General features: G+C 68.1%; 25 protein-coding genes. 10 read left to right on the plus strand and 15 right to left on the minus strand.

The annotated features are described in order from the left end of the window. Positions 1-9: 9 nt before the first annotated feature. The 14 genes from bzdN to CDA09_RS22765 all read right to left on the minus strand — a co-directional run bounded on the left by bzdN (position 10) and on the right by CDA09_RS22765 (position 14,360). Complete coding sequence (gene bzdN / locus CDA09_RS22700; RefSeq protein WP_121430595.1) at positions 10-1,149, minus strand: benzoyl-CoA reductase, bzd-type, subunit N; 1,140 nt, start codon at positions 1,147-1,149, stop codon at positions 10-12. Between the two features lie 387 nt (positions 1,150-1,536). After that, a complete protein-coding gene (gene paaH, locus CDA09_RS22705) occupies positions 1,537-3,081 on the minus strand; it encodes a 3-hydroxyacyl-CoA dehydrogenase PaaH (protein ID WP_121430596.1) in 1,545 nt (514 codons plus the stop codon). A gap of 9 nt (positions 3,082-3,090) precedes the next feature. Next, on the minus strand, positions 3,091-3,261 hold the full coding sequence (locus CDA09_RS22710; protein ID WP_121430597.1) for a rubredoxin: 171 nt from the start codon (positions 3,259-3,261) through the stop codon (positions 3,091-3,093). A gap of 105 nt (positions 3,262-3,366) precedes the next feature. Then, positions 3,367-4,170, minus strand: coding sequence for an enoyl-CoA hydratase/isomerase family protein (locus CDA09_RS22715; protein WP_121430981.1), 804 nt, complete (start codon positions 4,168-4,170; stop codon positions 3,367-3,369). 120 nt (positions 4,171-4,290) lie between these two features. Further along, complete coding sequence (locus CDA09_RS22720) at positions 4,291-4,713, minus strand: benzoyl-CoA thioesterase (RefSeq protein ID WP_121430598.1); 423 nt, start codon at positions 4,711-4,713, stop codon at positions 4,291-4,293. 7 nt (positions 4,714-4,720) lie between these two features. Beyond that, positions 4,721-5,491, minus strand: coding sequence for an alpha/beta fold hydrolase (locus CDA09_RS22725; RefSeq protein ID WP_121430599.1), 771 nt, complete (start codon positions 5,489-5,491; stop codon positions 4,721-4,723). Beyond that, positions 5,492-6,250 carry an ABC transporter ATP-binding protein gene (locus CDA09_RS22730; RefSeq protein ID WP_121430982.1) on the minus strand — a complete coding sequence of 253 codons (759 nt, stop codon included), beginning with the start codon at positions 6,248-6,250 and terminating at the stop codon, positions 5,492-5,494. It abuts the gene before it with no gap. Between the two features lie 31 nt (positions 6,251-6,281). Next, positions 6,282-7,040, minus strand: coding sequence for an ABC transporter ATP-binding protein (locus CDA09_RS22735; RefSeq protein ID WP_121430600.1), 759 nt, complete (start codon positions 7,038-7,040; stop codon positions 6,282-6,284). Next, entirely contained in the window at positions 7,033-8,001 is a 969-nt protein-coding gene (locus tag CDA09_RS22740) for a branched-chain amino acid ABC transporter permease (RefSeq protein WP_121430601.1), read from the minus strand. The genes CDA09_RS22735 and CDA09_RS22740 overlap by 8 nt, the downstream gene beginning before the upstream one ends. Before the next feature lie 13 nt (positions 8,002-8,014). Further along, positions 8,015-8,881 (minus strand): branched-chain amino acid ABC transporter permease, encoded by an 867-nt coding sequence (locus CDA09_RS22745; protein ID WP_121430602.1) that lies wholly within the window; start codon positions 8,879-8,881, stop codon positions 8,015-8,017. 229 nt (positions 8,882-9,110) lie between these two features. After that, the gene (locus CDA09_RS22750; RefSeq protein WP_121430983.1) at positions 9,111-10,274 is read right to left on the minus strand and encodes an ABC transporter substrate-binding protein; all 1,164 of its coding nucleotides are present in this window, start codon (positions 10,272-10,274) and stop codon (positions 9,111-9,113) included. Between the two features lie 174 nt (positions 10,275-10,448). Next, entirely contained in the window at positions 10,449-12,041 is a 1,593-nt protein-coding gene (locus CDA09_RS22755; RefSeq protein WP_121430603.1) for a benzoate-CoA ligase family protein, read from the minus strand. 220 nt (positions 12,042-12,261) lie between these two features. Then, positions 12,262-12,729 (minus strand): DUF4863 family protein, encoded by a 468-nt coding sequence (locus tag CDA09_RS22760; RefSeq protein ID WP_121430604.1) that lies wholly within the window; start codon positions 12,727-12,729, stop codon positions 12,262-12,264. Between the two features lie 53 nt (positions 12,730-12,782). Beyond that, positions 12,783-14,360 (minus strand): 3,4-dehydroadipyl-CoA semialdehyde dehydrogenase, encoded by a 1,578-nt coding sequence (locus CDA09_RS22765; protein ID WP_121430605.1) that lies wholly within the window; start codon positions 14,358-14,360, stop codon positions 12,783-12,785. A 327-nt stretch (positions 14,361-14,687) separates the two neighbouring features. Here CDA09_RS22765 and CDA09_RS22770 point away from each other — a divergent pair, with 327 nt between their 5' ends. The 7 genes from CDA09_RS22770 to CDA09_RS22800 all read left to right on the plus strand — a co-directional run bounded on the left by CDA09_RS22770 (position 14,688) and on the right by CDA09_RS22800 (position 23,285). Then, positions 14,688-15,590 carry a helix-turn-helix transcriptional regulator gene (locus CDA09_RS22770; protein WP_121430606.1) on the plus strand — a complete coding sequence of 301 codons (903 nt, stop codon included), beginning with the start codon at positions 14,688-14,690 and terminating at the stop codon, positions 15,588-15,590. Positions 15,591-15,620: 30 nt separating this feature from the next. Continuing rightward, positions 15,621-17,288, plus strand: a complete 1,668-nt coding sequence (gene boxC, locus CDA09_RS22775) for a 2,3-epoxybenzoyl-CoA dihydrolase (RefSeq protein ID WP_121430607.1) — start codon at positions 15,621-15,623, stop codon at positions 17,286-17,288. 153 nt (positions 17,289-17,441) lie between these two features. Beyond that, positions 17,442-18,863 carry a benzoyl-CoA 2,3-epoxidase subunit BoxB gene (gene boxB / locus CDA09_RS22780; protein ID WP_121430608.1) on the plus strand — a complete coding sequence of 474 codons (1,422 nt, stop codon included), beginning with the start codon at positions 17,442-17,444 and terminating at the stop codon, positions 18,861-18,863. Between the two features lie 177 nt (positions 18,864-19,040). Next, the gene (boxA, locus tag CDA09_RS22785) at positions 19,041-20,285 is read left to right on the plus strand and encodes a benzoyl-CoA 2,3-epoxidase subunit BoxA (RefSeq protein ID WP_121430609.1); all 1,245 of its coding nucleotides are present in this window, start codon (positions 19,041-19,043) and stop codon (positions 20,283-20,285) included. A gap of 232 nt (positions 20,286-20,517) precedes the next feature. Continuing rightward, on the plus strand, positions 20,518-21,726 hold the full coding sequence (gene pcaF / locus CDA09_RS22790) for a 3-oxoadipyl-CoA thiolase (RefSeq protein WP_121430610.1): 1,209 nt from the start codon (positions 20,518-20,520) through the stop codon (positions 21,724-21,726). Positions 21,727-21,743: 17 nt separating this feature from the next. After that, the gene (locus CDA09_RS22795) at positions 21,744-22,688 is read left to right on the plus strand and encodes a methyl-accepting chemotaxis protein (protein ID WP_121430611.1); all 945 of its coding nucleotides are present in this window, start codon (positions 21,744-21,746) and stop codon (positions 22,686-22,688) included. 15 nt (positions 22,689-22,703) lie between these two features. Beyond that, positions 22,704-23,285, plus strand: a complete 582-nt coding sequence (locus CDA09_RS22800) for a hemerythrin domain-containing protein (RefSeq protein WP_121430612.1) — start codon at positions 22,704-22,706, stop codon at positions 23,283-23,285. A gap of 15 nt (positions 23,286-23,300) precedes the next feature. On the opposite strand, the gene CDA09_RS22805 is transcribed toward CDA09_RS22800, so the two are convergent. Beyond that, positions 23,301-23,699, minus strand: coding sequence for a thiol-disulfide oxidoreductase DCC family protein (locus CDA09_RS22805; protein ID WP_121430613.1), 399 nt, complete (start codon positions 23,697-23,699; stop codon positions 23,301-23,303). A gap of 96 nt (positions 23,700-23,795) precedes the next feature. On the opposite strand from CDA09_RS22805, the gene CDA09_RS22810 reads away from it, so the two are divergent. The 3 genes from CDA09_RS22810 (at position 23,796) to CDA09_RS22820 (ending at position 26,399) form a co-directional block, all read left to right on the plus strand. Continuing rightward, positions 23,796-24,980, plus strand: coding sequence for an FIST signal transduction protein (locus tag CDA09_RS22810; protein ID WP_121430614.1), 1,185 nt, complete (start codon positions 23,796-23,798; stop codon positions 24,978-24,980). Beyond that, positions 24,977-25,675: an esterase/lipase family protein gene (locus CDA09_RS22815; protein WP_121430615.1), complete on the plus strand. Its 699-nt coding sequence runs from the start codon at positions 24,977-24,979 to the stop codon at positions 25,673-25,675. The genes CDA09_RS22810 and CDA09_RS22815 overlap by 4 nt, the downstream gene beginning before the upstream one ends. Positions 25,676-25,832: 157 nt before the next feature. Beyond that, complete coding sequence (locus CDA09_RS22820; protein WP_121430616.1) at positions 25,833-26,399, plus strand: phasin family protein; 567 nt, start codon at positions 25,833-25,835, stop codon at positions 26,397-26,399. Positions 26,400-26,503 lie beyond the last annotated feature (104 nt).

Below are 26,503 nucleotides of genomic sequence, written 5' to 3' on the forward strand. Positions count from 1 at the left end.
TCCGGTCGCTCAGAACAGTTCTTCTTCGCTCAGCGTCTCGAGCATCGCCTCGATGCGGATGCGGAACGGGCCGATCGGGTTGGTGATGTCGAACTCCAGGAACAGCGTCGGGATGCCGTTGGCCTCGAGGTGGCGCTTGAGGTCCGGGTAGTCGCCCTCGTGCGGGTCGCAGAATTTCTGCTGCAGGAAGACCGCCGCCTGCACCTTGTATTCCTTCGCGAGGTTCAGCACGTGATCGAAGCGCGTGTGCGCCGGGTAGTCCTTGGTCGGGCAGGCCGGGCGGTCGCAGTAGCGTTCGGCGATGGCCTTGACGACGTCGGCCTCGGGCTTCGAGGCGTTCCAGAAGTAGCGCGTGCCCGAGCACTGGTCGTCGATGACGATCGTGGCGCCCACCGACTCGACCATCGCCATGAAGGCGACGTCGTCGTTCTCCGAGCCGATCGTCATGAAGCGCGCACCCGTCGGCCGCGTCACCTGGCGCTTGGGCAGCGCCGCGAGCACCTTCTTCAGCATCTCGTTGTGTTCGCGCTTGTCGATGAACTGCGCGGTGATCGACGCATACAGCGCCTCGACGCCAGTGACCTTGGGCTCGTCCGCCTTGCGGTAGTCGAACAGCTCGCGCAGCAGGCGGCGGTTCTCGTCCATCACCGCGAGCGCGTCGCGCAGCATGTCGTCGGTGAGCGGCTTGCCGGTGAGCGTCTGCAGGAACACGCGGAAGCGCTCGATTTCGGCGTAGTGCGCCTTGCGCGAATGCGGCGACTGCACGTCGTTGGGCATCGCGACGTAGTAGTCCCATTGCACGGTCGGCACGTTCTGACGCCAGGAGCTGTAGGCTTGGCGGTACTGGATGCAGGACTGCGTCAGCGTGACGCCTTCCGCGTAGTCGAAGCGGCCCAGCAGGCCCTGCGCCAACGAGTCGCGGCAGAACGGACAGAACATGCCGAAGATGTGCGGCTCGGTCACGTTCTGCGGCTCGTGCGCGCCGAGCACGCGCACCGGCAGCATGCCGGCCGCGATCAGCAGCTCCTCGGGCGTGTAGGTGCACATCGTCGCGACGACCTGCCCGCCGGTGCGCGCCTTCCAGGCGCGGGCATAGTCGTGGCGCTTCTCGTACCACTCCTTGAACTGGTCAAACAATCCGTCGTTCATGAACCTGTCTCCTCGTGAATGCCCCGCCCTGTCGGGGAGCCTGTCCAGCCAAATCGTCCCGCTCTGGTCTCCGCTTCAGTCTGTTTGATGTCCATCAACTGACTGAATGTTCGTTCACTCTACATCCGGATTTTTGCGAAAGCAAGTATTGAATGAACAATTATTCATTCGACTGCAATGGAGTGCAGGCAGATGTGGCAAACGGAGCGGCGCGAGGCGGGGAAAGACGAGTTGACGGCAGCACCCGGCGCGCCGTCGACGAGCTCAGAGCGCAGGGCTGCGGTGCCGATCCACTAGCGGTGGAGGAAGGCGCAGTGGCGCGGGCGTGTCATGGGGGTGCGGCACGCGCGCGGGGCAAGGCATCGCGGCCCTGCCCCGCCGCGGGGATCAGGCGTGGAAGCGCCCGTCCGGACGCAGCGCGACGCGCTGCAGCAGCGGTGACAGGCGGTAGCGCTCCTCGCCGTAGTGCGCGCGCAGGTTCTCCAGCACGCGCGCGACGAAGGGGACGCCCAGCGCGTCGGCCCACGCGAGCGGGCCGCGCGGGTAGTTGGTGCCGTAGCGCATCGCGGTGTCGATGTCGGCGGCGGTGCCGATGCCCTGCAGGACGCCGTCGGCGGCTTCGTTCGCGAGCATCGCCACGGTGCGCAGGCCGACGAGGCCGGCGACGTCGTCGAGGCGGCCGATGACTGCCTCGGTGCGCTGCAGCGTGCCGACGACGGCGTTCCACGCTCCGTGGCCGCAGGAATCGGCACGGGCGAGCGTGAGGCGCTTCGCCGCCGCGTAGTCGAGCGCGAGATCCATGACGACGAGGTTGGCGAAGCCTTCCTCGTGGGCACGACGCGAGGCGCTGCGACCGTCGGACAGTGCCAGACGGGCGGTGCCGATGTCGATCCAGCCGCGGGCGGCGCCGGCGCCCTGCCCTTCGCCCGGAACGCGGCGGACGATAACGCCGCCGGCTTCGAGGCGGGCGATCAGCGGGGTGGCGGGGCCGAGGTCGCCGACCACCGTGACCGCGGCTTCGCCTGGCTGCGGCGGTTCGCTCTGCGGCGCGGGCAGGCTCGCGCCTTCGGCGTAGTCGTAGAAACCGCGCCCGCTCTTGCGCCCCAGGCGGCCGGCGGCAACGAGTTCCTGCTGGATCAGGCTCGGCGTGAAGCGCTTGTCGCCGAAGTAGGCGTCGAAGACGGACCGGGTGACGGCGAAGTTCACGTCGTGGCCGATGAGGTCCATCAGCTCGAAAGGCCCCATCGGGAAGCCGCAGCCGTCGCGCAGCGCCGCGTCGAGCGTCGCGGGGTCGGCGGCACGCTCGTTGAGCACGCGCAGCGCTTCGGCGTAGTACGGGCGGGCGACGCGATTGACGATGAAGCCGGGTGTCGAGGTCGCGTGCACCGGGACCTTGCCCCAGGCTTTCGCGGTTTCGTACAGCGTGTCGGCGAGGGCGCGCGTCGTCGCGAGGCCGGAGACGATCTCGACCAGCTTCATGCGCGGCGCAGGGTTGAAAAAGTGCAGGCCCGCGAGGCGTTCGGGGCGCGCGAGCGCGGCGCCGATCTGCGTGATCGACAGCGACGAGGTGTTGGTCGCGAGGATCGCGTCCGCGTCGAGCAGGTCTTCGAGCGCCCGGAAAAGTTTTTGTTTGACGTCGAGGTTCTCGACGATGGCTTCGATCGCGAGGCCGGCGTCGCGCGCGGCGGTGAGCTCGGTGACGGGTATCACGCGCGCGAGCGTCGCGTCCGCCTCGGTCTCGGCGAGCTTGCCCCGGGCGGCGAGGAAGCGCAGGTCGCGCGCGATGCCGTCGCGGCCCTTCTCGACCGCTTCGGCACGCGTGTCGTAGAGGTAGACGGCGTGCCCGGCGGCGGCCGCGACGTGGGCGATGCCGCTGCCCATCGCCCCGGCGCCGATGACGAGCACCTTCACGTCGGTGGTGAGCGCGGTCATCGCGTCACCTCACTCCGCGTCGGGGGCCGGGTTGAAGTGCTCCTTGCCGTTGCCGCAGTCGGGGCAGACCCAGTCGGCGGGGACGTCTTCCCACTTCGTGCCCGGTGCGATGCCGTCGTCGGGCAGGCCGTCGGCTTCGTTGTAGGGGAAGTAGCAGGCGCTGCATTGGTCGGTAGTCATGATGGCGTTCTCTCTGTGTCGTTGGGGGGGTGGGGTCGGGCGCTCTGCGGCGCCGTTCTTGGGTTCCATGGGGTGGAAAAGCGAAGCGCGTTCCGCCTTACGGGTTCATATCGGCGAGCCGCTCGGGAAGTTCGGCGTCCGCCGCTCGCGCACGGCGGCAAGGCCTTCGCGCACTTCGGGGCCGGTGAAGCCGAGCATCTCCAGCGCGACGGAGTTGTCGAAGATCGGCCCCGCTTGGCGCAGCCAGTTGTTGAGGCTGTGCTTGGTCCAGCGCAGCGCGGTCTGCGGGCCGGCGGCGAGTTTTTTCGCGATGTCGAAGGCGGTCCCGCGCAAGGCGTCGGCATCCACCGCCATCGACACGAGGCCGATGCGCTCGGCTTCCTCGCCGCTCACTTCGTTCGACAGCAAGAGATGCAGCTTCGCCTTGGCCATGCCGCACAGGAGCGGCCAGATGATTGCGGCGTGGTCGCCGGCGGCGACCCCGAGGCGCGTGTGGCCGTCGATGAGGCGCGCGTTCTTCGCAGCGATCGAGATGTCCGCCAAGAGTGCCACCGCCAGCCCGCCGCCGACCGCCGGGCCGTTGATCGCCGAGACGATCACCTTGGAGCAGTTGATCATGTTGTAGACAATGTCGCGCGCTTCCTTCCACACGCGGGCGCGGTGCTCGAACTCGTCGACCATCGCGGCGACGAGGTCGAGTGTGCCGCCGGCGGAGAAGCCCTTGTCCTGGCCGCGCACGACGATCACCGACACCGCCGGGTCGCGGTCGAGGTCGCGCCAGATGTCGGCGAGCTCACCGTGGCCGGTGGCGTCGGCGGCGGGGAGCTTGCCCGGTTCGCCGAGGATCACTTCGGCGATGCCGTGTTCGTGGAGTTCGACCTTGAGGTTGGTGTAGCGGGTGTAGTCCATCGTCTGTCCTTCGTTTTCGATCGTAGGGCGGAAAAGCGAAGCGCCTTCCGCCGTATACCGGGCCCGGATGACCGCATTCGGCGGCGAAGTTGCCAAAATCCGGCCTTCGGCTTTTCCGCCCTACGGGTTGTGCGGCTCCAGAAACCGGCTGAAGCGCTCGCGCCATTCGCCGTCGATCATGGTCGCGCGCGGGGCGCCGCCGAGGTCGGCCCACACCACCGTCTGCTTCGCGCGGAAGCGCACCTGCTCGCCCTTCGACGCGGTCGTGACGATGTCCATCGAGCTGCCGCCGATGCGCGCGACGTAGAGCGTGAAGGTCAATTCGTCGCCGTGCATGCTCGGCGCGATGAAGTCCACTTCGAGGTGGCGCATCGGCACGCCGCGGCGGATCTCGGCGTGCAGCTTGTAGAAGTCCACACCGATGCCACGGTCGAACCAGTCCTCGATCACTTCATTGCACAGCACCAGGCACTGCGGGTAGAAGACGATGCCGGCCGGGTCGCAGTGGTGGAAGCGGATGGGTTTCTTGCATTCGAAGATCATGGCGGTATCAGTCCAGGATGCGGTTGACGAATTCGCCGACGGCCTCGATCACGGCCGCGGGCTGGTCCTTGTGCGGGGAATGGCGGCAGTCGGCGAGCTTGACGAGGTCCACGTCGCGCGCCTGCGCGGCGATGCGGTCGATCTGGTCCATCGTGCCATATTCGTCGTCCTCGCCCTGGATCGCGAGCACCGGGCAGGCGATGCGCGGCACGTATTCCTCGATGTTCCACGCGCGGAAATCCGGGTGCAGCCAGATGTCGTTCCAGCCCCAGAACGCGGCTTCCACGTCCTGGTGGTACTTGCCGAGCCGCGCCGGGAGATCGGTCGTCTGCCACGCGACCTTGGCCTGCGCGATGCTTTTCACCGAGATGTCCTCGACCAGCACGTGCGGCGCCATCACGACCACGCCGGTGAGCGGCGTGTCGGTACCACCGGCGCAGATCAGCGCGATCGAGCCGCCGTCGGAATGGCCGAGGAGGATGGGGCGGTCGAGCTGCAGCGCGTCGAGGAAAGCCGGCAGCACCGCGAGACCTTCGTCGTGCATGTAGCGCGTGTCGCGCGGCAGCTCGGCCGGGTCGGAGCGGCCGTAACCGGCGCGCGAGAAGACGATGGCCTCGCAGCCGGTCGCGTCGGCGACCTTCTGCGGAAAGTCGCGCCACATCGTCACCGAGCCCAGCCCTTCGTGCAGGAACACGATTGCGGGCGCGCCTTCGCGCGGATGCGCGGACGGCAGCCGGACGTATTCGAGATTCTTGCCGCCGACTCGAACCTGTTTCATTCAGACCCCCAGGTGTTTTTGGATGAGCTCGGGATTATTGCGCACCTCCTCGCTCGGACCGTCGAACACGACCTGGCCCTTCACGAGGATCATCGAGCGGTCGGTCAGCGCGGTGACGGCCGAATGGTTCTTGTCGACGATCACGGTGGCGATGCCGCTGTCGCGGATCTCGCGCACCACGCGCCAGATCTCGCGCACGATCAGGGGCGCCAGACCTTCGGTCGCCTCGTCGAGAATCAGCAGATCCGGATTGGTCATCAGCGCACGCCCGATCGTGAGCATCTGCTGCTCGCCGCCCGAAAGTTGACCGCCGCCGTTGGTGAGGCGTTCGGCGAGGCGCGGGAAAGTCGCCATCACGCGGTCGAACGTCCAGTCGCGCTGGCCTTCGACGCCGGCGCGCGCGGCCATCAGCAGGTTCTCCTTCACCGACAGGTTGGGGAAGATGCCGCGGCCTTCGGGCACGTAGGCGATGCCGAGGCGCGCGATCTTGTGCGTCGGCCCGCCGGTCATGCGCTGGCCGCGCACCAGCACGCCGCCGGCCTTGGGCGTCAGGAAGCCCATCATCGTGCGGATCAGCGTCGTCTTGCCCATGCCGTTGCGGCCCATCAGGCCGAGCGCCTCGCCCTTGCGGATGTGGAAGTTCACGCCGTGCAGGATGTGGCTGGAGCCGTAATAGGTATGCAGGCCGATCGCTTCCAGCAGCAGCTCGCGCGTATCCTCGGCCTTCTCGACTGCGGGCGCGGTGGCGGGCGCCAGCATGGCGCCCTCGTTCAGTATCGGCATCGACATGTCATTCATGCTCCGCCTCGTGTCCGAGATAGGCCTGCTGCACGTCGGGGCTGTTGCGGATCTGCTCCGGCGGACCCGATTCCAGCACCTGGCCGTTGACCATCACGGTGATGCGGTCCGAAACCGCGAACACCGCGTCCATGTCGTGCTCGACGAGCAGGATCGCGCGCGTCGTCTTCAGGCGATTGAGCAGCGCGACCATCTGCGCGGATTCCTCCGAGCCCATGCCGGCGAGCGGCTCGTCGAGCAGCAGCACTTCGGCGTCGGTCGCAAGCACCATCGCGATTTCCAGCTGGCGCTGTTCGCCGTGCGACATCGTGCCGGCGACGCGCTCCTCGCGGCCCGCGAGGCCGGCCTCGACGATCGCGGCGCGCGCGCGCTCAACGGCCTCGGGCATGGTCAGCGCGTCGGTGAGCAGGCTCCACGGGCGCGGCTTTCGCGACTGCGCGGCCAGCCGGCAGTTCTCCAGCACCGTGAACTTCGGGAAGATGTTGGTGCGCTGGTAGCTGCGGCCGATGCCGATGCGCGAGCGCTGGTAGGCGGTGAGGCCGGTGATGTCCTCGCCCTTGAAACGGATCGTGCCTTCGGACGGCGGCAGGTCGCCCGACAGCATGTTGATGCAGGTCGATTTCCCCGCGCCGTTCGGGCCCAGCAGCGCGTGCAGCACGCCGCGTTCGAGCTGGATATTGACGTTCTGGTTCGCCGTGAGGCCGCCGAAGCGGCGCGTCATGCCTTCGGCGGCAAGCAGCACTTCACTCATTGGTCTTTCCCCCGTTGATGCGCGCGAGGATGCGGGCCGGCGTCGCGGTCATGCCGCCCGGCATGAAGAGCACCGCGGCGACGATGGTGAGGCCCATCAAGAGCTGCCAGTGCTTGGTGAGGCCGGTGAAGATCTCCTGCAGGCCGACGAGCGCGACCGCCCCGGCGATCGCGCCGACGAGGTTGCCCATGCCGCCGAGGATCACCATCAGCAGCACGTCGCCGGACTTGTGCCACGACAGGTATTCCGGCGTGACGAAGCCGAACAGCACCGCGTACAGGAAGCCCGCGAGCCCCGCGAGGCCGCCCGCCAGCGTGAAAGCGGCGAGCTTGTAGCGGAAGGTCGCGTAGCCGAGCGAGAGCATGCGGTGCTCGTTGCTGCGGATGCCGACCAGCACGCGGCCGAAGGGCGAGCGCAGCACGAGCTTCAAGAGCGCATAGACGAAGAGCATCGCGCCGACGACGAAGTAGTACAGGTGATGCGGTTCGTTGAGGTCGAACGGCGCCCAGCCGGCGATCGCGGCGTCGGGCTTGAAGTTGAGGTAGATGCCGTCCGAGCCGCCGCCGACCGGCGTGTCGTGGAACACGTAGTAGGCCATCTGCGCGAACGCGAGCGTCACCATGATGAAGTAGATGCCCTTGGTCCTGAGCACGAAGAGGCCGATCAGGAAGGCGGCGACCGCCGCCGCGAGTACCGAGGCGGGCAGCGCCAGCCACAGGCTCGCCGGGTCGTACTTCGGCGTGAGCAGCGCGACCGCATAGGCGGCGATGCCGAAGTAGGCCGCGTGGCCGAAGGACACCAGCCCGGTGATGCCGACCAGCAGGTCCAGGCTCATCGCGAAGATCGCGAGGATCAGCACCTTCGCGACCAGTTCGGCGTAGAAGGCCGAGCCGAAGGCCGGGAAGGCCAGCACGCCGGCCAGCACTGCGAGCTTGAGGATGGTGGAGGTACGGGAATTCATCGTCTTGTCTCCCTCAAGCCTTTTTGAAGATGCCTTCCGGGCGCCACAGCAGCACCACGGCCATCACGAGATAGACCATCAGGCCCGCGAGGTCCGGCAGCAGCACCTTGCCGAAAGTGTCGGCGAAGCCGATCACGAGCGCCGCAACGAGCGCGCCCCACACCGAGCCGACGCCGCCGATCACGACGATCACGAAGGAGATGATCAGCACGCTGCTGCCCATGCCCGGATACACGGACGAGATCGGCGCCGCGAGCATGCCGGCGAGCGCGGCGAGCGCGACACCGAGCGCGAACACCGTGCGGTACAGCAGGTTGATGTCGATGCCGAGCGCCTTGACCATGTCGCGGTCGTGGCTGCCGGCGCGGATCATCATGCCCAGGCGCGTCTTCTGGATCAGCCAGTACAGCCCGCCCGCGAGCGCGAGACACACGATCGAGATCACCAGGCGATAGACGGGGTAGCTGAGGTTGTCGGAGAGCGGGATCGAGGCCGAGAAGAGCTCGGGGATCGTCACGCCATGCACCTCGTCGCCGACCGCGAGGCTGCGCAGTTCCTCGAAGATCAGGATCAGGCCGTAGGTCAGCAGCACCTGCTCGAGGTGGTCGCGCTTGTACAGATGCGAGAACAGCGCCCATTCGAGGATCGCGCCGAACACGAAGGCGAGCGGGATGCCCAGCGCGATCGCGAGCATCAGGTTGCCCGTCATGCTCGTCAGCGCGAACGCGAGGTAGGCGCCGACCATGTAGAAGCTGCCGTGCGCGAGGTTGATGATGCCCATGATGCCGAACACCAGCGTCAGCCCGCTGGCCACCAGGAACAGCAGCAGGCCGTACTGCAGCGAGTTCAGCACCTGGATCAGGAAGGAAACGAAATCCATGAGTCTTCCCCTCCGGGCACCGTTTCAGGGTGCCCGGATATGTTGGATTGGAGCGGATGGGACGGACTGCTATCGGCCCGGTAGGCACGGTCGCTCCCTCCCCTTCAAGGGGAGGGCTGGGGTGGGGATGGGTGGACTCCGAAGCGCCCGAAAGAAACCCATCCCCATCCTGTCCTTCCCCTTGAAGGGGAAGGGACCTTGTCTGAACCGGTGGCCGGGCGAGTTGGCCTTACATCCTGCAACCGCGCGCCGGGTCCGCGAGTGCCTTCTCGGCGACGCCGACGAGCTTGTTGTCGCGGCCTTCGACCTTGCGCAGGTAGATGTCCTGCACCGGGTTGTGCGCCTTGGAGATCGTGAAGGCGCCGCGCGGGCTGTCGATCTTCGCCGCCGCCATCGCCTTCGCGACCGCGTCCTTGTCGAACTTGGCGCCCTTCAGGCTATCCAGGCCGCTCTTGAGCATCTGCGCCGCGTCGTAGCCCTGCACCGCATACACGTCGGGCTGCATCTTGTAGCTGATCGCATACGCCTTGCGGAAAGCCTGGTCCTTCGGATTGGTCAGGTTGTCGGCATAGTGCAGCGTCGTCATCAGGCCTTCACCGGAGCCGCCCATCGCGTCGATCGTGCCGTCGGTGAGGAAGCCCGAACCGTACAGCGGGATCGACTTCTTCAGGCCCGCGGCGTCGTAGTCCTTGACGAACTTGACCGCGCCGCCGCCGGCGAAGAACACGAACACCGCGTCCGGCTTGAGCGAGGCGATCTCGGTCAGGAAGGGCTGGAACTCGACGTTCGGGAAGGGCAGATACAGCTCTTTCGCGACCTTGCCGCCGGCTTTCTCGAACGCTTCCTTGAAGCCCGCCACCGACTGCTCGCCGAAGGAGTACTTCCAGCTCACCGTGACGACGTTCTTGTGGCCGCGCTCGGCGACGATCTTGCCCATCGCGTAGGCCGGCTGCCAGGCCGAGAAGGAGCTGCGGAAGACGTTGGGCGCGCACAGCGGGCCGGTCAGCTCGTCGGCGCCGGCGTTGGGGATGATCAGGAGCGTCTTGGTGTCGCGCGCGACTTTCGCCATCGCCAGCGCGACGCCCGAATGCACGGTGCCGACCAGCACGTCGACGTTGTCTCGCTTCACGAGCTTGGACGCGTTCTCGGTCGCCTTCGAGGGATCGGACTCGTCATCGACGACCGAATATTCGACCTCGTAGCCGCCGAGCTTGCCGCCCTGCTCGGTGACGTACTGCTTGAAGCCGTTGGTGATCGCGGTGCCGAGCGCGGCGTAGGTGCCGGTGTAGGGCAGCATCAGGCCGACCTTGATCTTCTCGGCGGCCTGCGCGGCGCCCAGCGGCACCAGCGCGCCGGCCAGCACACCGACCAGCGAGCCCAGCATCACCTGCATCATCGTACGGCGCTTCTGTTGCGTCTTCTTCATGGTTGTCTCCTCCATGGGGATGGGTGGGGCTTTGCCCCTTGTATTCGGGTCGTTCCTGCGGCCGTCAGGCCGGCGATCGGGCGCATCCGTTCGCCCCGAGTCCGTCGACGGGCTCGGGGCGAATCGCATGTCATTGCCGGATCAGTGATTTCCTGCCATCGCGCGCAGCTTGAACCGCTGGATCTTGCCCGTCGCGGTCTTCGGCAGCTCCTCGACGAACTCCATCCAGCGCGGGTACTTGTAGGGCGCCAGATGCGCCTTCACGTGCGCCTTGATCTCGGCGGCGAGCTGCTCGGAGCGGGTGAAACCGGGCTTGAGCACGATGAAGGCCTTGGGCTTGATCAGGCGCTCCTCGTCCTCGTGGCCGACGACGGCCGCCTCGAGGATCGCCGGGTGCCGGATCAGGCAGGACTCGACCTCGATCGGCGACACGTAGATGCCGGACACCTTGAGCATGTCGTCGTTGCGCCCGGCATACACGTAGTAGCCCTGGGCGTTGCGCGAGTACTTGTCGCCGCTCCTCGTCCACGGCCCCTGGAAGGTCGAACGCGTCTTCTCGCGGTTGTTCCAGTACGTGACCGCGCTCGTGCATCCCGAGATCTGCAGCTCGCCGGGCTCGTCGGCACCCTCGATGACGTTGCCGTCGTCGTCGATGAGACGCACCTGATAGCCCGGCACGGGTTTGCCGGTGGTGCCGTAGCACACTTCGCCGGGGCGGTTGGACAGGAAGATGTGCAGCATCTCGGTCGAGCCGATGCCGTCGAGGATCTCGACGCCGAAGCGCTCGGTCCAGCGCCGGCCGATATCCTCCGGCAGCGCCTCGCCCGCCGAGGTGCACATGCGCATCGCGAGCTCGTCGCGCGTCGGACAGTCGGCATCCGCCAGCATCGACGCGTACAGCGTCGGCACGCCGTAGAAGATCGTCGGCTGCTGCTCGCGCAGGCGCTTGAACGCCGCGGCGGGCGTCGGGCGTTCGGCCATCAGCACCGCGGTCGCGCCGACCGCGAGCGGAAAGGTCAGGCCGTTGCCCAGGCCGTAGGCGAAGAAGAGCTTGGCCGCGGAGAACACGACGTCATCCTCCTTGATGCCGAGGATGGGCTTCGCGTACAGCTCGGCGGTGTGGATCAGGCTCGAGTGGATGTGCACGGTGCCCTTGGGCGCACCGGTCGAGCCGGACGAGTACAGCCAGAAACAATGGTCGTCGCAGGTCGTCGCGACCGCATCGAAGCGGTCGGAGGCGGCGTTCATCAACGGCGCGAGCGCGTTGTCACCCTCGCCGCCGGCGACGATGATGCGTTCGAGCGATTCGACCTTGCCCAGCAGCGGCGCAAAAGTCTCGTACAGCGGCGCGGAGACGACGGCGATGCGCGCGCGGCTGTCGGTGAGCATGTACTCGTAGTCGGACTGCGTCAGCAGCGTGTTCACCGCGATCGGCACGACGCCGGCCTTGATCGCACCGAGGAACACGGTCGGGAAGTCGATCGAGTCATGCACGCACATCAGGATGCGCTGCTCGCGCACGATACCGAGCGCACCGAGCGCGTTGGCGAAGCGGTTCACGCGCGCGGCGAGCTCATCGTAGGTATAGCGGCCCTGGTCGTCGATGTAGGCGACCTTCTTGCCGCGGCCGGCGTCGAGGTTGCGGCCGATGAGGTCGTCCGCGGCGTTGTATTGCCGCGGCAGGGTGATGGTGGGCGGGCTGGTGCTGTGGTCCGCGGCGCTGAGCGTGGTCATGCCTTTGTCTCCTCCGTTCTTCCGGCAGGTGCCGGGGGTATTCCGGTGCCGGTCTTGGCGCCGGCGTCTTTGTTCAGGTCAGCCTCTTTGCTGAAAACCGCCCCCGTCACGGGGTGTTCCGCGCCTCGTTGGCGCGTGGCGGACGCCTCGGCACGAAACACCCCGCGCCGGGGGCTGCGCCGTGCCTGATCGGGCGCGCGAGGCGGTAAAAGAGGCTGCCTTACTGCTTCGTAAACTCGATCGCGCCCTGCGGCAGCAGGTACAGCACGTAGGCGCGGCCGCCCATCACGGTCGGCCGGTGCACGCTGCCCGGCCCATACACGAACCAGCCGGCGCCGTGGCCGTCGAACTTCGCGTCGCCTGCGAGCGGCATGATCATGTCGATCTCGCCGTTGGGGTGCGCATGCTGCGGGCCGACGAGGTCCTGCATCTCGACGACGTCGACGCTGAAGCCGTGGAGCGCATCGGTCGGCTTGATGACGCGGCCGTAGCGGATGCCGCCGTGCTCGCGCTCGCACATCCAGCCGGCGGCGACGGCCTCGCGACAGGCCTGCGCGATGGCCCGGAACTCGGGGCCGTTCGCCGGGAAGCGTTCGTTGAGGAAGTCCGCGAGCTGCGCGTCGATCGCGCGGCCAGCGATCTCGCCGGTCACCTTCGCGATCAGCGTCTGGAACTGGTCAGGCGTCATGTTCCGTGTCTCTCCATCAGGGCTGGGGGCGGGATGCGTACAGGTTTTATAGTTCATGCGCCGAGCAGCGCGGCGTCGACTGCGTCACGCGACAGGGCGTCGAGCACCGCGGGGCCGCCCTGCACGACGCAGCGGCGGTGGTACATCGCCAGCGCGCGCAGGCCGCCGAGCTCCTCGCCGCCACCGGCGCGTCCCGGGCCGCCATGCAGGCAGGTGGGCATCACGTTGCCGTGGCCGGTGTGGTTCGCGCCGACCGCGGCATCGACGACCATCATGCGGCCGTGCAGGTCGGCGATCGCCGGCACGAGCTCGCCGAGGAAGGCGGCGTCGCCCGAATACACCGAGGCGACGAGCGAGCCGTGGCCGCGGCGCGCGATCGCGATCGCATCCTGCGTATCGCCGTAGGGCACGATGGTCGCGACCGGGCCGAAGACTTCCACGTCATGCACGTGGCGCGCCGCCAGCCCCTTGTCGCAGAAGAGCAGCGTCGGCTGCACGAAGGCGGCGACTTCCGCATCCGCATCGACCGGCTCGAAATCCGCATCGCCGCCGAACACGACTTCGCATTCTGTCTTCAGCTTCGCCAGCCCCTCGAAGGCCGCGGCCTGCTGGGCCTTGCTCACCAGCGGCCCGACGCGCACGCCTTCGCTGCGGGGGTTGCCGACCTTGTAGCCGGCGAGCTTGCCCGACACCGCATCGGCGAGCGCGCGTGCGGCCGTCGCGGGTGCGAGGATGCGGCGGATCGCGGTGCATTTCTGGCCGGTCTTGACCGTCATCTCGCGCACGATCTCCTTCACCGCGAGATCGAATTCCGGCGTGCCGGGCTGTGCGTCCGGCCCGAGGATCGCCGAGTTCACGCTGTCGGCCTCGACGTTGAGGCGCACCGAGCGCGCGACGACGTTGGGATGCGTGCGCATGCGCGCCGCGGTGTCGGCCGAGCCGGTGAAGGACACGACGTCGCATTCGGTGACGTGATCGAGCAGGTCGCGCGCCGAGCCGCACACGATGGAGATCGCGCCCGGCGGCAGGATGCCGGCCTCGACGACGTCGGCGACCATGCGCTGCGCGAGCCACGCGGTCGGCGTCGCCGGCTTCGCGAACACCGGCACGCCGGAGAGCAGCGCCGGCGCGGCCTTCTCCCACAGGCCCCAGGCGGGAAAGTTGAACGCGTTGATGAACACCGCGACGCCGGTGAGCGGCATCAGGAAGTGCTGGCCCTGGAAGACGTCGGTCTTCGCCAGCGCCACGCGCGCCCCTTCCTTCAGGTGGCGGGCGGCGCCCAGCGCCTTGCCGGCGCGGGCGTAGCTCTTGACGGTGAAGATGGCACCATCGACGTCGAAGGCCGCATCGCCTTCGGTCGCGCCCGAATTGCGCAGCGAGAGCTCGAAATATTCTGCGCGCTTGGCCTGCAGCAGCTCGGCGATCGCGGCGAGCTTCGCGGCGCGCTCCTCGTAGCTCAGGGCCTTCAGTGCAGCGCCGCCTTCGCGGCGGGCGAACTCCAGTGCACGTGCGACGTCGATGCCGTCGGACGAAACCCGCACCAGCGCCTCGCCGGTGACGGGATCGGTGAGCGCCGTGCCTTCGCCCGCGCCTTCGACCCACTGCCCGTATACATGGTTGGCCAGCTTCACTTGGGTGTCTCCTCTCTCGGTTGAGGCATCGCGGTCTGCGCCGGATGTCTGATGTTCTGGCGTCGCGCTCGGAGCGCAACCGGTGGAGATAGAATACACGCGGAAATTTCCCCGTCAAGCACTTTACTTCCACATTTGCGGCGCACGCTTTAATAAAGCTGCAAAATTCGACACATCGCACTCGCCATTGCCAGCCTATACTGGGTGAAAACTGCATCTTGCTGCAGTGCGCCACGAATAAAACTGCACTTTAAGTGTTGACGTATCGAATCTGCTGCACTATTGTTCAACTCAACCGCTGCAGTTCGCTGCAAACAAGGAATCCAGATGAGCCTCGAAACCACGACCGAACTGAAACAGGATGAACTCCGGCCCGCCGACGCGGCGGCCGAGAGCAATATCCTGCCGACGCTCGGCAAGCGCGTCCGCGAGATCCGCGACCGCCGCGGCATGACCCGCAAGCTCGTCGCCCGCGAAGCCGGCGTCTCCGAACGCCACCTCGCCCATCTCGAAGCGGGCGACGGCAATGTGTCCATCGTCCTGCTGCACAACATCGCCCGCGCGCTCAACGTCTCGCTGATCGAGCTGCTCGCGCCGGAAACCGAAGACACCGTCGAGAAGCGCCTCATCCGCCGCTTCCTCGAACGCCTGCCGCAGCATCGCCTGGAAGAAGTGGTGTTCCGCCTGATGCGCGACTTCGGCCACGAGGAAGCCGTGCGCAGGAAGCGCATCGCGCTGATCGGCCTGCGCGGCGCGGGCAAGTCGACGCTCGGCACCCGCCTGGCGCGCGAAGAGAACATGCCCTTCGTCGAGCTCGACCGCGAGATCGAGAAGGAAACCGGCATCCCGGGGCGCGAGATCTTCTCGCTGTACGGCCAGTCCGGTTATCGCCGCATCGAGAAGCGCACCTTGGAGCGCGTGCTGCGCGACAACCCGCGCGCGGTGATCTCGGTCGGCGGCGGCGTCGTGTCGCAGCCGGAGAGCTTCGAGATGCTGCTCGCGCAATGCATGACGGTGTGGGTCAAGGCCCAGCCGGAAGAACATATGGCCCGCGTGATGGCCCAGGGCGACCTGCGGCCGATGGCGGGCAACGACGAGGCGATGGAGGACCTCAAGCGCATCCTCGAGGCGCGCCTGCCCCTCTACGCCAAGGCGGACACCGTGCTCGACACCACGGGCGAGACGGTGGACCAGAGTTTCATCAAGTTACGTCAGCTCGTACTGGGCTGAGCACATCCCACAGAGAGAGAGGAGACAGTCATGGAAGCAGTCGCCAACAAGCCGGTCGCAGAGCTGGTCGATTACCGCACCGAGCCGTCGAAGTACCGCCACTGGTCGCTCGCGACCGACGGCGAGATCGCCACGCTGACGCTCAACATCGACGAGGACGGCGGCATCCGCCCGGGCTACAAGCTCAAATTGAACTCGTACGACCTGGGCGTCGATATCGAGCTGCACGACGCGCTGCAGCGCGTGCGCTTCGAGCATCCGGAAGTGCGCACCGTCGTGGTCACCTCGGGCAAGCCGAAGATCTTCTGCTCGGGCGCCAACATCTACATGCTGGGCCTCTCCACCCACGCGTGGAAGGTGAACTTCTGCAAATTCACCAACGAGACGCGTAACGGCATCGAGGATTCCAGCGAGCACTCCGGCCTCAAGTTCCTCGCCGCGTGCAACGGCACGACCGCCGGCGGCGGCTACGAGCTGGCGCTCGCCTGCGACGAGATCGTGCTGGTCGACGACCGCAACTCCTCCGTGTCGCTGCCCGAAGTGCCGCTCCTGGGCGTGCTGCCCGGCACCGGCGGCCTCACCCGCGTCACCGACAAGCGCCGCGTGCGCCGCGACCACGCCGACATCTTCTGCACGATCTCCGAAGGCGTGCGTGGCAGCCGTGCCAAGGACTGGCGCCTGGTCGACGACGTCGTCAAGCAGCAACAGTTCGCCGAGCACATCCAGGCCCGCGCCAAGGAACTCGCGAAGACCTCCGACCGCCCGGCGGGCGCCAAGGGCGTCAAGCTCACGACGCTGGAGCGCACGGTCGACGAGAAGGGTTACCACTACGAATTCGTCGATGCGACGATCGACGCGACGGGACGCACCGTGACGCTGACCGTGCGTGCGCCGGCCGCCGTCACCGCGAAGAGCGCCGCCGAGATCGAAGCCCAGGGCATCAAGTGGTGGCCGCTGCAGATGGCGCGCGAACTCGACGATGCGATCCTCAACCTGCGCACCAACCACCTCGACGTCGGCCTGTGGCAGCTGCGCACCGAGGGCGACGCCCAGGTCGTGCTCGACATCGACGCGACGGTCGACGCCAACCGCGACAACTGGTTCGTCCGCGAGACGATCGGCATGCTGCGCCGCACGCTCGCCCGCATCGACGTGTCCTCGCGCAGCCTGTACGCGCTGATCGAGCCGGGCTCGTGCTTCGCCGGCACGCTGCTGGAAGTCGCGCTCGCCGCCGACCGCAGCTACATGCTCGACGCCGCGGAAGCGAAGAACGTCATCGGCCTGTCGGCGATGAACTTCGGCACCTTCCCGATGGTGAACGGCCTGTCGCGCATCGCCGCGCGCTTCTACCAGGAAGAAGGCCCGGTCGCCGCCGTCAAGGCGAAGCAGGGCAGCCTGCTGTCGCCCGCCGAGGCGATGGAGCTGGGCCTCGTGACCGCGATCCCGGACGACCTCGACTGGGCCGAGGAAATCCGCATCGCGATCGAGGAACGCGCCGCGCTGTCGCCCGATGCGCTCACCGGCCTCGAAGCCAACCTGCGCTTCGGCCCTGGCGAGACGATGAACACCCGCATCTTCGGCCGCCTGTCGGCATGGCAGAACTGGATCTTCAACCGCCCCAACGCCGTCGGCGAAAACGGCGCGCTGAAGCTCTTCGGCTCGGGCAAGAAGGCGCAGTTCGACTGGAACCGCGTGTAAGAGACCAACGAATCGTTCCCGCGCCGCGCGGCAGGCCGTCCCCCTGCCGTTGCATCCGGCGCCCTGGCGCGGCGGGGAAATGGCAGCAAAAGCGAGAAGCCGGCGGATTACGGAATCCCCGGCCGACACGACCAAAATCGGAGGAGTACAGAGATGATCAACTACAGCGAACGTATCCCCAACAACGTCAATCTGTCCGAGAACAAGACGCTCCAGCGCGCGCTCGAGCACTGGCAGCCGTCCTACCTCAACTGGTGGAACGAGATGGGCCCGGACAACTCGACCAACTACGACGTGTATCTGCGCACCGCGATCAGCGTCGACCCGAAGGGCTGGGCCGACTTCGGCTACGTCAAGATGCCGGACTACCGCTGGGGCATCTTCCTGACCCCGAACGAGGGCGAGAAGAAGATCAACTTCGGTGACCACAAGGGCGAGGACGTGTGGCAGGAAGTCCCGGGCGAATACCGCTCGACGCTGCGCCGCATCATCGTGACGCAAGGCGACACCGAGCCGGCCTCGGTCGAGCAGCAGCGCCACCTCGGCCTGACCGCGCCGTCGCTGTACGACCTGCGCAACCTGTTCCAGGTGAACGTCGAGGAAGGCCGCCACCTGTGGGCGATGGTCTACCTCCTGCACGCCCACTTCGGCCGCGACGGCCGCGAGGAAGGCGAAGCGCTGCTCGAGCGCCGTTCGGGCGACGCGGACAACCCCCGCATCCTCACCGCGTTCAACGAGAAGACCCCGGACTGGCTGTCGTTCTTCATGTTCACGTTCATCACCGACCGTGACGGCAAGTACCAGCTCGCGTCGCTCGCCGAATCGGCTTTCGACCCGCTGGCGCGCACCTGCAAGTTCATGCTCACCGAGGAAGCGCACCACCTCTTCGTCGGCGAATCGGGCATCGCCCGCGTGATCCAGCGCACCTGCGAGATGATGAAGGAGCTCGGCACCGACGATCCCGCCAAGCTGCGCGCCGCCGGCGTCATCGACCTGCCGACGCTGCAGAAGTACCTCAACTTCCACTTCAGCGTCACCAGCGACCTGTACGGCGCCGAAGTGTCGTCGAACGCCGCGACCTACTACACGACGGGTCTCAAGGGCCGCTTCGAGGAAGAGAAGATCAACGACGACCACAAGCTGCAGAACTCGGAATACGAGGTCATGGACGTCGCCGGCGACAAGATCCTCTCCCGCCACGTGCCCGCGCTGTCGGCCCTGAACGAGCGCCTGCGCGACGACTGGATCACCGACGTGCAGGCCGGCGTCGACCGCTGGAACCGCATCCCGGCGAAGTTCGGCTTCGCCTTCCGCTTCACGCTGCCGCACAAGGGCTTCCACCGCCGCATCGGCATGTTCGCCGACGTGCATGTCAGCCCGGACGGCCGCCTGATCTCCGAAGCCGAATGGACGCACCAGCACAGCAACTGGCTGCCGACCGAAGGCGACCGCCTGTACGTGCATTCGCTGATGGGCCGCTGCCTCGAGCCGGGCAAGTTCGCGAACTGGATCGCAGCGCCGGGCCGCGGCATCAACAACCAGCCGGTGAATTTCGAGTACGTGCGCTTTAATTAAGACGCGGCCATTAGAAGGTTCCTCCCCCTTCAAGGGGGAGGACAGGAGGGGGATGGGTTTCGGCTCGGGCGGTTGATAAAGTCCACGCACGCTGCCCGGAAACCCATCCCCACCCCAACCCTCCCCTTGAAGGGGAGGGGGCCCGGCCCGCCGCATCACCCCGTGGAGAGAGACACCATGAACGCGCCCGCAGAGCACGCCAGCCTCGCCAGGCAACACCTCATCGACCCCGAGATCTGCATCCGCTGCAACACCTGCGAGGAGATCTGCCCGGTCGATGCGATCACCCACGACAGCCGCAACTACGTCGTCAAGTTCGACACCTGCAACGGCTGCCTCGCCTGCATCTCGCCCTGTCCGACGGGCGCGATCGACTCGTGGCGCAACGTCGACAAGGCCGCGCCGCACAGCCTCGCCGACCAATATTCCTGGGACTACCTGCCCGACACCACCGAACTCGACCAGCTTGAAGCGACGGTGATGGGCGCGGCCGAACTCCCCGCCGAAGTGCAGCAGATCACCGAAGTCGCGACCGCCGGCCAGGGCGGCCCGGCGCTGGCGCCGTGGTCCGCGTCGCACCCCTACGTGAACCTCTACACGCCGGCCAACCCGATCACCGCGACCGTCACCGGCAACTACCGCCTCACCGGCGAGGACGCTTCGAGCGACATCCACCACGTCGTGCTCGACTTCGGCACGACGCCCTTCCCGGTGCTCGAAGGCCAGTCGATCGGCATCATCCCGCCGGGCGTCGATGAACGCGGCAAACCGCACCTGCTGCGCATGTACTCGGTCGCCAGCCCGCGCGACGGCGAGCGCCCGCACTACAACAACCTGTCGCTCACCGTGAAGCGCGTCGTCGAGGACCACGAAGGCCAGCCGACCCGCGGCGTCGCGTCGAACTACGTGTGCGACCTGAAGAAGGGCGACAAGGTGCAGGTCACCGGCCCTTACGGCTCGACCTACCTGATGCCCAACCACCCCGGCTCGTCGGTCATGATGATCTGCACCGGCACCGGCGCCGCGCCGATGCGCGCGATGACCGAGCGCCGCCGCCGCCGCATGGACCGCAAGGAAGGCGGCGAGCTGGTGCTCTTCTTCGGCGCCCGCGCCCCCGAGGAGCTGCCCTACTTCGGTCCGCTGCAGAAGCTGCCGAAGGACTTCATCGACATCAACTTCGCCTTCTCGCGCGTGCCCGGCGAGCCGAAGAAGTACGTGCAGGACGCGATCCGCGAGCGCGCCGACAAGGTGTTCCAGATGCTGCAGGACGACAACTGCTACATCTACATCTGCGGCCTGAAAGGGATGGAAGCCGGCGTGCTGGAAGCCTTCCGCGACATCTGCCGCGCCAAGGGCGCCGACTGGGACGCGCTGCGCCCGCAACTGCTCGGCAAGGCGCGCTTCCACGTCGAGACTTACTGACTGCCCGACCGGCAACCGCATCCATCCGTTCGCACCCGAGCCGGAAGGCTCGGTCCGAACGGTGTTTTGTTGCCGGACCAATCGTAGGGCGGAAAACAAAGTTTCGCGCGGGCAGGCGCGCAGCCTTCCGCCGCATGCTAATGTTTGAAGCCCAGCGTGCGGCGGCACGCCTGGCCGATGTGGCCCGCGGCTCAACCGCCCACGGAATATCGCCGAAAAGGAAATTGTCCGTATGACCCGTCACGCCTATATCTGCGACGCCATCCGCACCCCCTTCGGCCGCTACGGCGGCACCCTCTCCGCCGTGCGCGCGGACGATCTCGCCGCGCTCCCGATCAAGGCCCTGATGGCCCGCAATGCCACCGTCGACTGGGCCGCCGTCGACGACATCATCTACGGCTGCGCCAACCAGGCGGGCGAGGACAACCGCAACGTCGCACGCATGGCGGCGCTGCTCGCGGGCCTGCCGCTCGAAGTGCCCGGCACCACCGTCAACCGCCTGTGCGGCTCCAGCCTCGACGCCATCGGCATCGCGGCGCGCGCGATTCGCGCCGGCGAGACCGAGCTGATGATCGCCGGCGGCGTCGAAAGCATGAGCCGCGCCCCCTTCGTGCTGGGCAAAGCCGACAGCGCGTTCTCGCGCAGCGCGAAGATCGAGGACACGACCATCGGCTGGCGCTTCGTGAATCCGCTGATGAAGGCGCAGTACGGCATCGACTCGATGCCCGAGACCGCCGAGAACGTCGCGCAGGACTTCAATGTCAGCCGCGCCGACCAGGACGCCTTCGCGCTCAGGAGCCAGCAGCGCTGGGCCGCCGCGAACGAGCGCGGCTTCTTCGCGCGCGAGATCGTGCCGGTCGAGATCCCGCGCAAGAAAGGCGATCCGGTCCTGTTCACCGCCGACGAGCACCCGCGCCCTGACACCACGCCGGACGTCCTGGCGAAGCTGAAGGGCGTCGTGCGCCCCGACGGCTCCGTCACCGCCGGCAACGCCTCGGGCGTCAATGACGGCGCCTGCGCGCTGCTGCTCGCGTCCGAAGACGCGGTGCGCCGCTACGGCCTCACGCCGCGCGCGCGCATCCTCGGCACCGCCGCCGCGGGCGTCGCCCCGCGCATCATGGGCATCGGCCCGGCGCCGGCGACGCAGAAGCTCCTCGCGCGCCTGGGCATGCAGATCGGCCAGTTCGACGCCATCGAGCTCAACGAAGCCTTCGCCGCCCAGGGCCTCGCGGTGCTGCGCCAGCTCGGTCTGCCCGACGACGGTGCGCACGTGAACCCGAACGGCGGCGCGATCGCGATCGGCCACCCGCTCGGGGCCTCGGGCGCACGCCTCGTGACGACCGCGCTGAACCAGCTCGAGACCACCGGCGGCCGTTTCGGCCTCGCGACGATGTGCATCGGCGTCGGCCAGGGCATCGCGCTCGCCTTCGAGCGCGTCTGACACGGGGGCAACGGCACATGGAACGCGCACAAGACCGGACACCCATTCTCGCCGCGACCGCCGCCACCGCGCTCGCGCTGGCGGCCCTCGTGTTCCAGCCCGGCGCCGTGCATTACGGCGCGATCGTGCTGGCCGTCGCGGGCTTCCTTGTCGTCGTGGCCCGCCAGCGACGCAGCGGCGTCGCCGGCATCGCGGCCGAGCGTGCGGCGCACAGGGCTGAAATCGAGGCGGCGCAGTCGCACATCCGCGATCTCGAGTCCGTCCTCGAAGAGACCCGCGCGGCCGCCGTCGCCGCCAGCCACGAGACCGAGCGCCGCAACGCGCGGGACACCGCGGCCGTGGCTGCGGCCCGCCAGCGCATGGCCGAACTGCTCGCCAGCATCGACCAGACGCTCGCCGACATGGCGACCGCGAACGCGCTCGCGAAAGCCAGCGGCGCATGCGTGGCCGAAGGCGCGGCGCGCATGTCCGACGCGGGCGCCGAGATCGAACGCATGGGCCTGTCGATGACGCGCGCCGAGGGGGACCTCGAAACGCTCGCCGGGCAATCGAGCCGCATCGCTGCGATCGTGCAGACGATCAAGCAGATCTCCGACCAGACCAACCTGCTCTCGCTCAACGCCGCCATCGAGGCGGCGCGGGCAGGCGAAGCGGGACGCGGCTTCGCGGTGGTCGCCGACGAGGTGCGCAAGCTCGCCGAACAGGCCAAGGTCGCGAGCGAGCAGATCGGCGAGATTGCGGCGGATATCGCCGCGATGTCGCGCGATGCCTCCGAAGCCATGCAGCAGGCCGACAGCGTCGTCAAGGCGGGCGGTGACGCGAGCCGGGCCGCGCTCGCTGCGATGGACGAGATCCGCGCCGGCGCCGGCCGCCGCATCCAGGTCGTCACCCAGATCACCGAAGCGCTGGCCCACCAGCGCACCCTCGGTTCGGACATTGCCACGGCGCTCGACGCCCACTGACCACGAGGCTCCCCCGTGAAACCCGAAGCCATCCAGATCATCCGTGACGAGCACCTCGCGATCAGCGCCGTGCTGTACTCGCTGCGCTACCTCGTGAAGGGCATGCGCAAGGGCGAGGCGCCCAACTTCCCGCTGCTGCGCGCGATCCTCGACTACATCGTGTCCTACCCCGACCGCTGGCACCACCCGAAGGAGGACAAGTACCTCTTCACCGCGGTGCAGCGCCGCACGCGCGAGGCCGACGCCCTCATCGCCCGGCTCGAACGCGAGCACAATCTCGGCTACCCGATGGTCGAGGATCTCAAGAAGCAGCTCCTCGCCTTCCAGAGCGGCGAAGCGAAGGCCGGCGACGCCTTCTGCGACACCGCCGAGCGCTACGCCGAGTTCGAGTGGGATCACCTGCGCAGCGAGGAAGACGCGCTGATCCCCATCGCCGAGCGCGTCCTCACGCCCGAGGACTGGGTCGAGATCGCCGCCGCCTTCCGCGAGAACGACAACCCGCTCTTCGGCATCAAGCCCAAGGACGAGGCCGAGACGCTGTACCAGCGCATCCTCAGCCTGACGCCGGCGCCGCTCGGGCTCGGCAAGGCGTCCTGAGCCTCGAGGGGCGGCTCACCCCCGCCCCTCGGCGCGCAGCCGCCGCCGCACGCTCGCGCGGTACCAGCGCGACAGCAGCGGCCGCACGCCGGGCAGGCCGATCAGCCACGCCAGCGGGCGCAGCGGCGGCACGCGCGACATCAGCAGGATGTAGGCGTCGAGTTCCCGCCGCACCCGCCCTGCGGCGTCGCGCACGTGCAGCTCGCGCAGCGCCGCGGCCGGGTCGATGCCCTGCGCGCGCAGCTCCGCATCGCGCCCCGTGATATCCACCCAGCAGGTCCCCGCGCCCGCCTTGCCAGCCAGGCGCTCGTACTGCGTGCGGTCGCGCACGCAACTCGGGCAGGCGCCGTCGTAATAGACGGTGATGCCGCTTTCCCGCCCTTCACTGCTGTCGCTTCCGCGCTTCCCGCTCATCGCCTCACCCTACCCTTGCGGGGTTTTTCACGCCCGCTCCAAACGCCCCCGCAACGCCGGTGTCCAACCCCGCGTGACTCTCACGGAGGATTGGACATGTCGCCTGCCTCGTTCGTGCTCGCGCACGCCGCGCACCCCGACTGGCGCATCGCCTTCGCGCGCGCCCACAACCAGCTGCAGGCGCAGTTCGCCGCGCGGCGCGCCGAACATCCCGATGCCGCCCCGTTCACGCTCGGCTGGTGCTACCTCAGCGACTACTACGCCGCCAACGCCGAAGCGATCGTCGCCGCGCTGCGCGACGACCTGCCGGACATCGCCTGGGTCGGCACGGACGGCATCGGCGTCGCCGCCACCGGCATCGAATACTTCGACGAACCCGCGCTGGTGCTGATGCTCGCCCCCCTGCCGCGCGACGCCTTCCGCCTCTTCTCCGGCCTGCAGCCGCTGCCGCTGCACCCCTCGGATTTCGTCGCGCACACGGCACTGGTGCACGCCGAAGCCACCGCCCCGGACGTGCAGGAACTGCTGCAGGAGCTGGCTGCACGCACCACGACCGGCTACCTGTTCGGCGGCCTGTCGTCGGCGCGCACCCACACGCTGCAGATCGCCGACCGCGTCCTCGACGGCGGGCTGTCGGGCGTCGCGTTCACGTCGGAAATCGGACTGGTCTCGCGCGTCACGCAGGGCTGCCAGCCGGTCGGACCGCAGCGCATGGTCACCGAAGGCGAAGGCAACTACGCGATCCGCCTCGACGGCCGGCCCGCGCTCGAGTGCCTGCTCGTAGACCTCGGCCTGGACGGCGAGCTCGACGAGGACGAACTTCTCGAAGCACTGTCGGACACGCTCGTCGGCCTCAGGCGCAGCGGTGAGGGCGACCGGCTGGCACCGCCGGGCCGCTTCGGCGGCGAGACCCTCGTCCGCCACCTGGTCGGCGTCGATCCGCAGCATCAGGTCCTCGCGGTCGGCGACGAGGTCGCCGTCGGCACCTGGCTCACGTTCTGCACGCGCAACCCCGGGGCGGCCCGCGCGGACCTCGTGCGCATCGCGGACGAGGTCCGCGCCGAACTCGCCGCGAGCGGCGAATGCGCGGCAGGCGCGCTGTACGTCAGCTGCTCGGGCCGCGGCGGCCCCCACTTCGGCGCGCCGCACGCCGAACTGCGGGCCCTGCGCGAGGCCCTCGGCGACGTCCCGCTGGCCGGCTTCTTCGCCGGCGGCGAAATCGCGCGCGACCGCCTGTACGGCTACACCGGCGTGCTCACCGTGTTCACGACCCCCGCATGACACCCGCGCCGGCCGCGGTTCCGGCACCCGCGGGCGAGGAAACCGTCGTGCTCGTGCATGGCCTGTGGATGCACCCGGTGGTCTTCGCCCTCCTGCGCCGCCGCCTCACCCGCGCCTGCTTCACGGTGCCGGCCTGGACCTATCCCTCGGTGCGCGGCCGGCTCATTGCGAACGCCGACGCCCTCACCGCCTTCCTCGCGGCCCTGCCCGGCGCCGCGCCGCTGCACCTCGTCGGCCACAGCCTGGGCGGTATCGTGATCGCGAACGCCCTCGCCCGTCATCCCGACCCGCGCGTGCGCCGCATCGTGCTGATGGGGCCGCCGTGGGCCGCGTCGCACTGCGCCGCGGCGCTGCTGCGCGTACCCTGCGTGTCGGCCCTGGTCGGCCGCTCGATGCGCGACTGGATGGACATGACGCGCCCCGAACTGCCCGGCACCGAGGTCGGCGTGATCGCCGGCAACCGTCCGATCGGCCTCGCCGGCACGCTGGTCGGCCTGCCGCGGCCCCACGACGGCATCGTGCGCGTCGCGGAGACTCGCGTCGCCGCCGCGCGCGACGCCGTCACGCTGCACGTCAGCCACATGGAGATGCTGTTCTCGTCGCGCTGCGCCGAGCAGGTCACGGCCTTCCTGCGCCGCGGCGCCTTCGTCCATCACGGCGCCGCAAAGCCCGCCGGACAAGGCATTGCGGCTTGAGGCCGGACTGCGGCCGGTCGTCGCGCGCCGCATTTGCTGCACCGCACAAAATAGTTGTTGACTGGATTTCCCGTCCCGCTACAATGGAATTGTGCAATGCAGCAAATCCGGTCGACGGCAGAAGCTTGCAGACGACAAAACCGCCCCCCGAAGAGAGATGACCATGATCGCCACCAACGAAAGCTTCGCCACCGCCGCCCGCAACGTCTTCGCCACCGCCGAAGCCTCCGCGCGCAGCAGCTTCGACACCTTCGAGCGCCTCGTCGCGCTGAACCTCAACGCCAGCCGCACCGCATTCGAGGACGGCGTCGCCGCCGCGCATGCGCTGCTCGCCGCGAAGACGCCGAACGAGCTCGTCGCCGTGTCGTCCGCGCTTGCCCGTCCGTCGGCCGAAAAGGCGCTGGCCTGGTTCCATTCCGGCTACGAGATCGTCGCCCAGGGCGTCGAGCACGCCGTTGCGCCCTTCGAGACCCAGCTCTCCGAAGTGAACAAGGCCGTCGGCACTGCGCTCGAGAAGGCCGCGAAATCCGCTCCGGCCGGCTCCGAAGTCGCCGTCGCCGCGGTGCAGTCGGCCATCGCCGCCGCCAACTCGGCCTACGACACGATGAACAAGGCGACCCGCAAGGTCATCCAGTTCACCGAAGCCAACGTCGCCGCGACCACCCGCGCCGCCGTCGATGCGGTGAGCGTGCCGACCGCGACCAAGGCCAAGAAATCGGCCTGATCGCCCAGCGGGAGCCCGCCTCCCGCCATGCAGCAGTACCACCGGCGCCTACGGGCGCCGGTGTCGTTTCCGGTTATCTTTGCGCGCTTCCCCAGCAGCACGCA

The organism is Azoarcus sp. DN11, assembly GCF_003628555.1.
Lineage (GTDB): Bacteria > Pseudomonadota > Gammaproteobacteria > Burkholderiales > Rhodocyclaceae > Aromatoleum.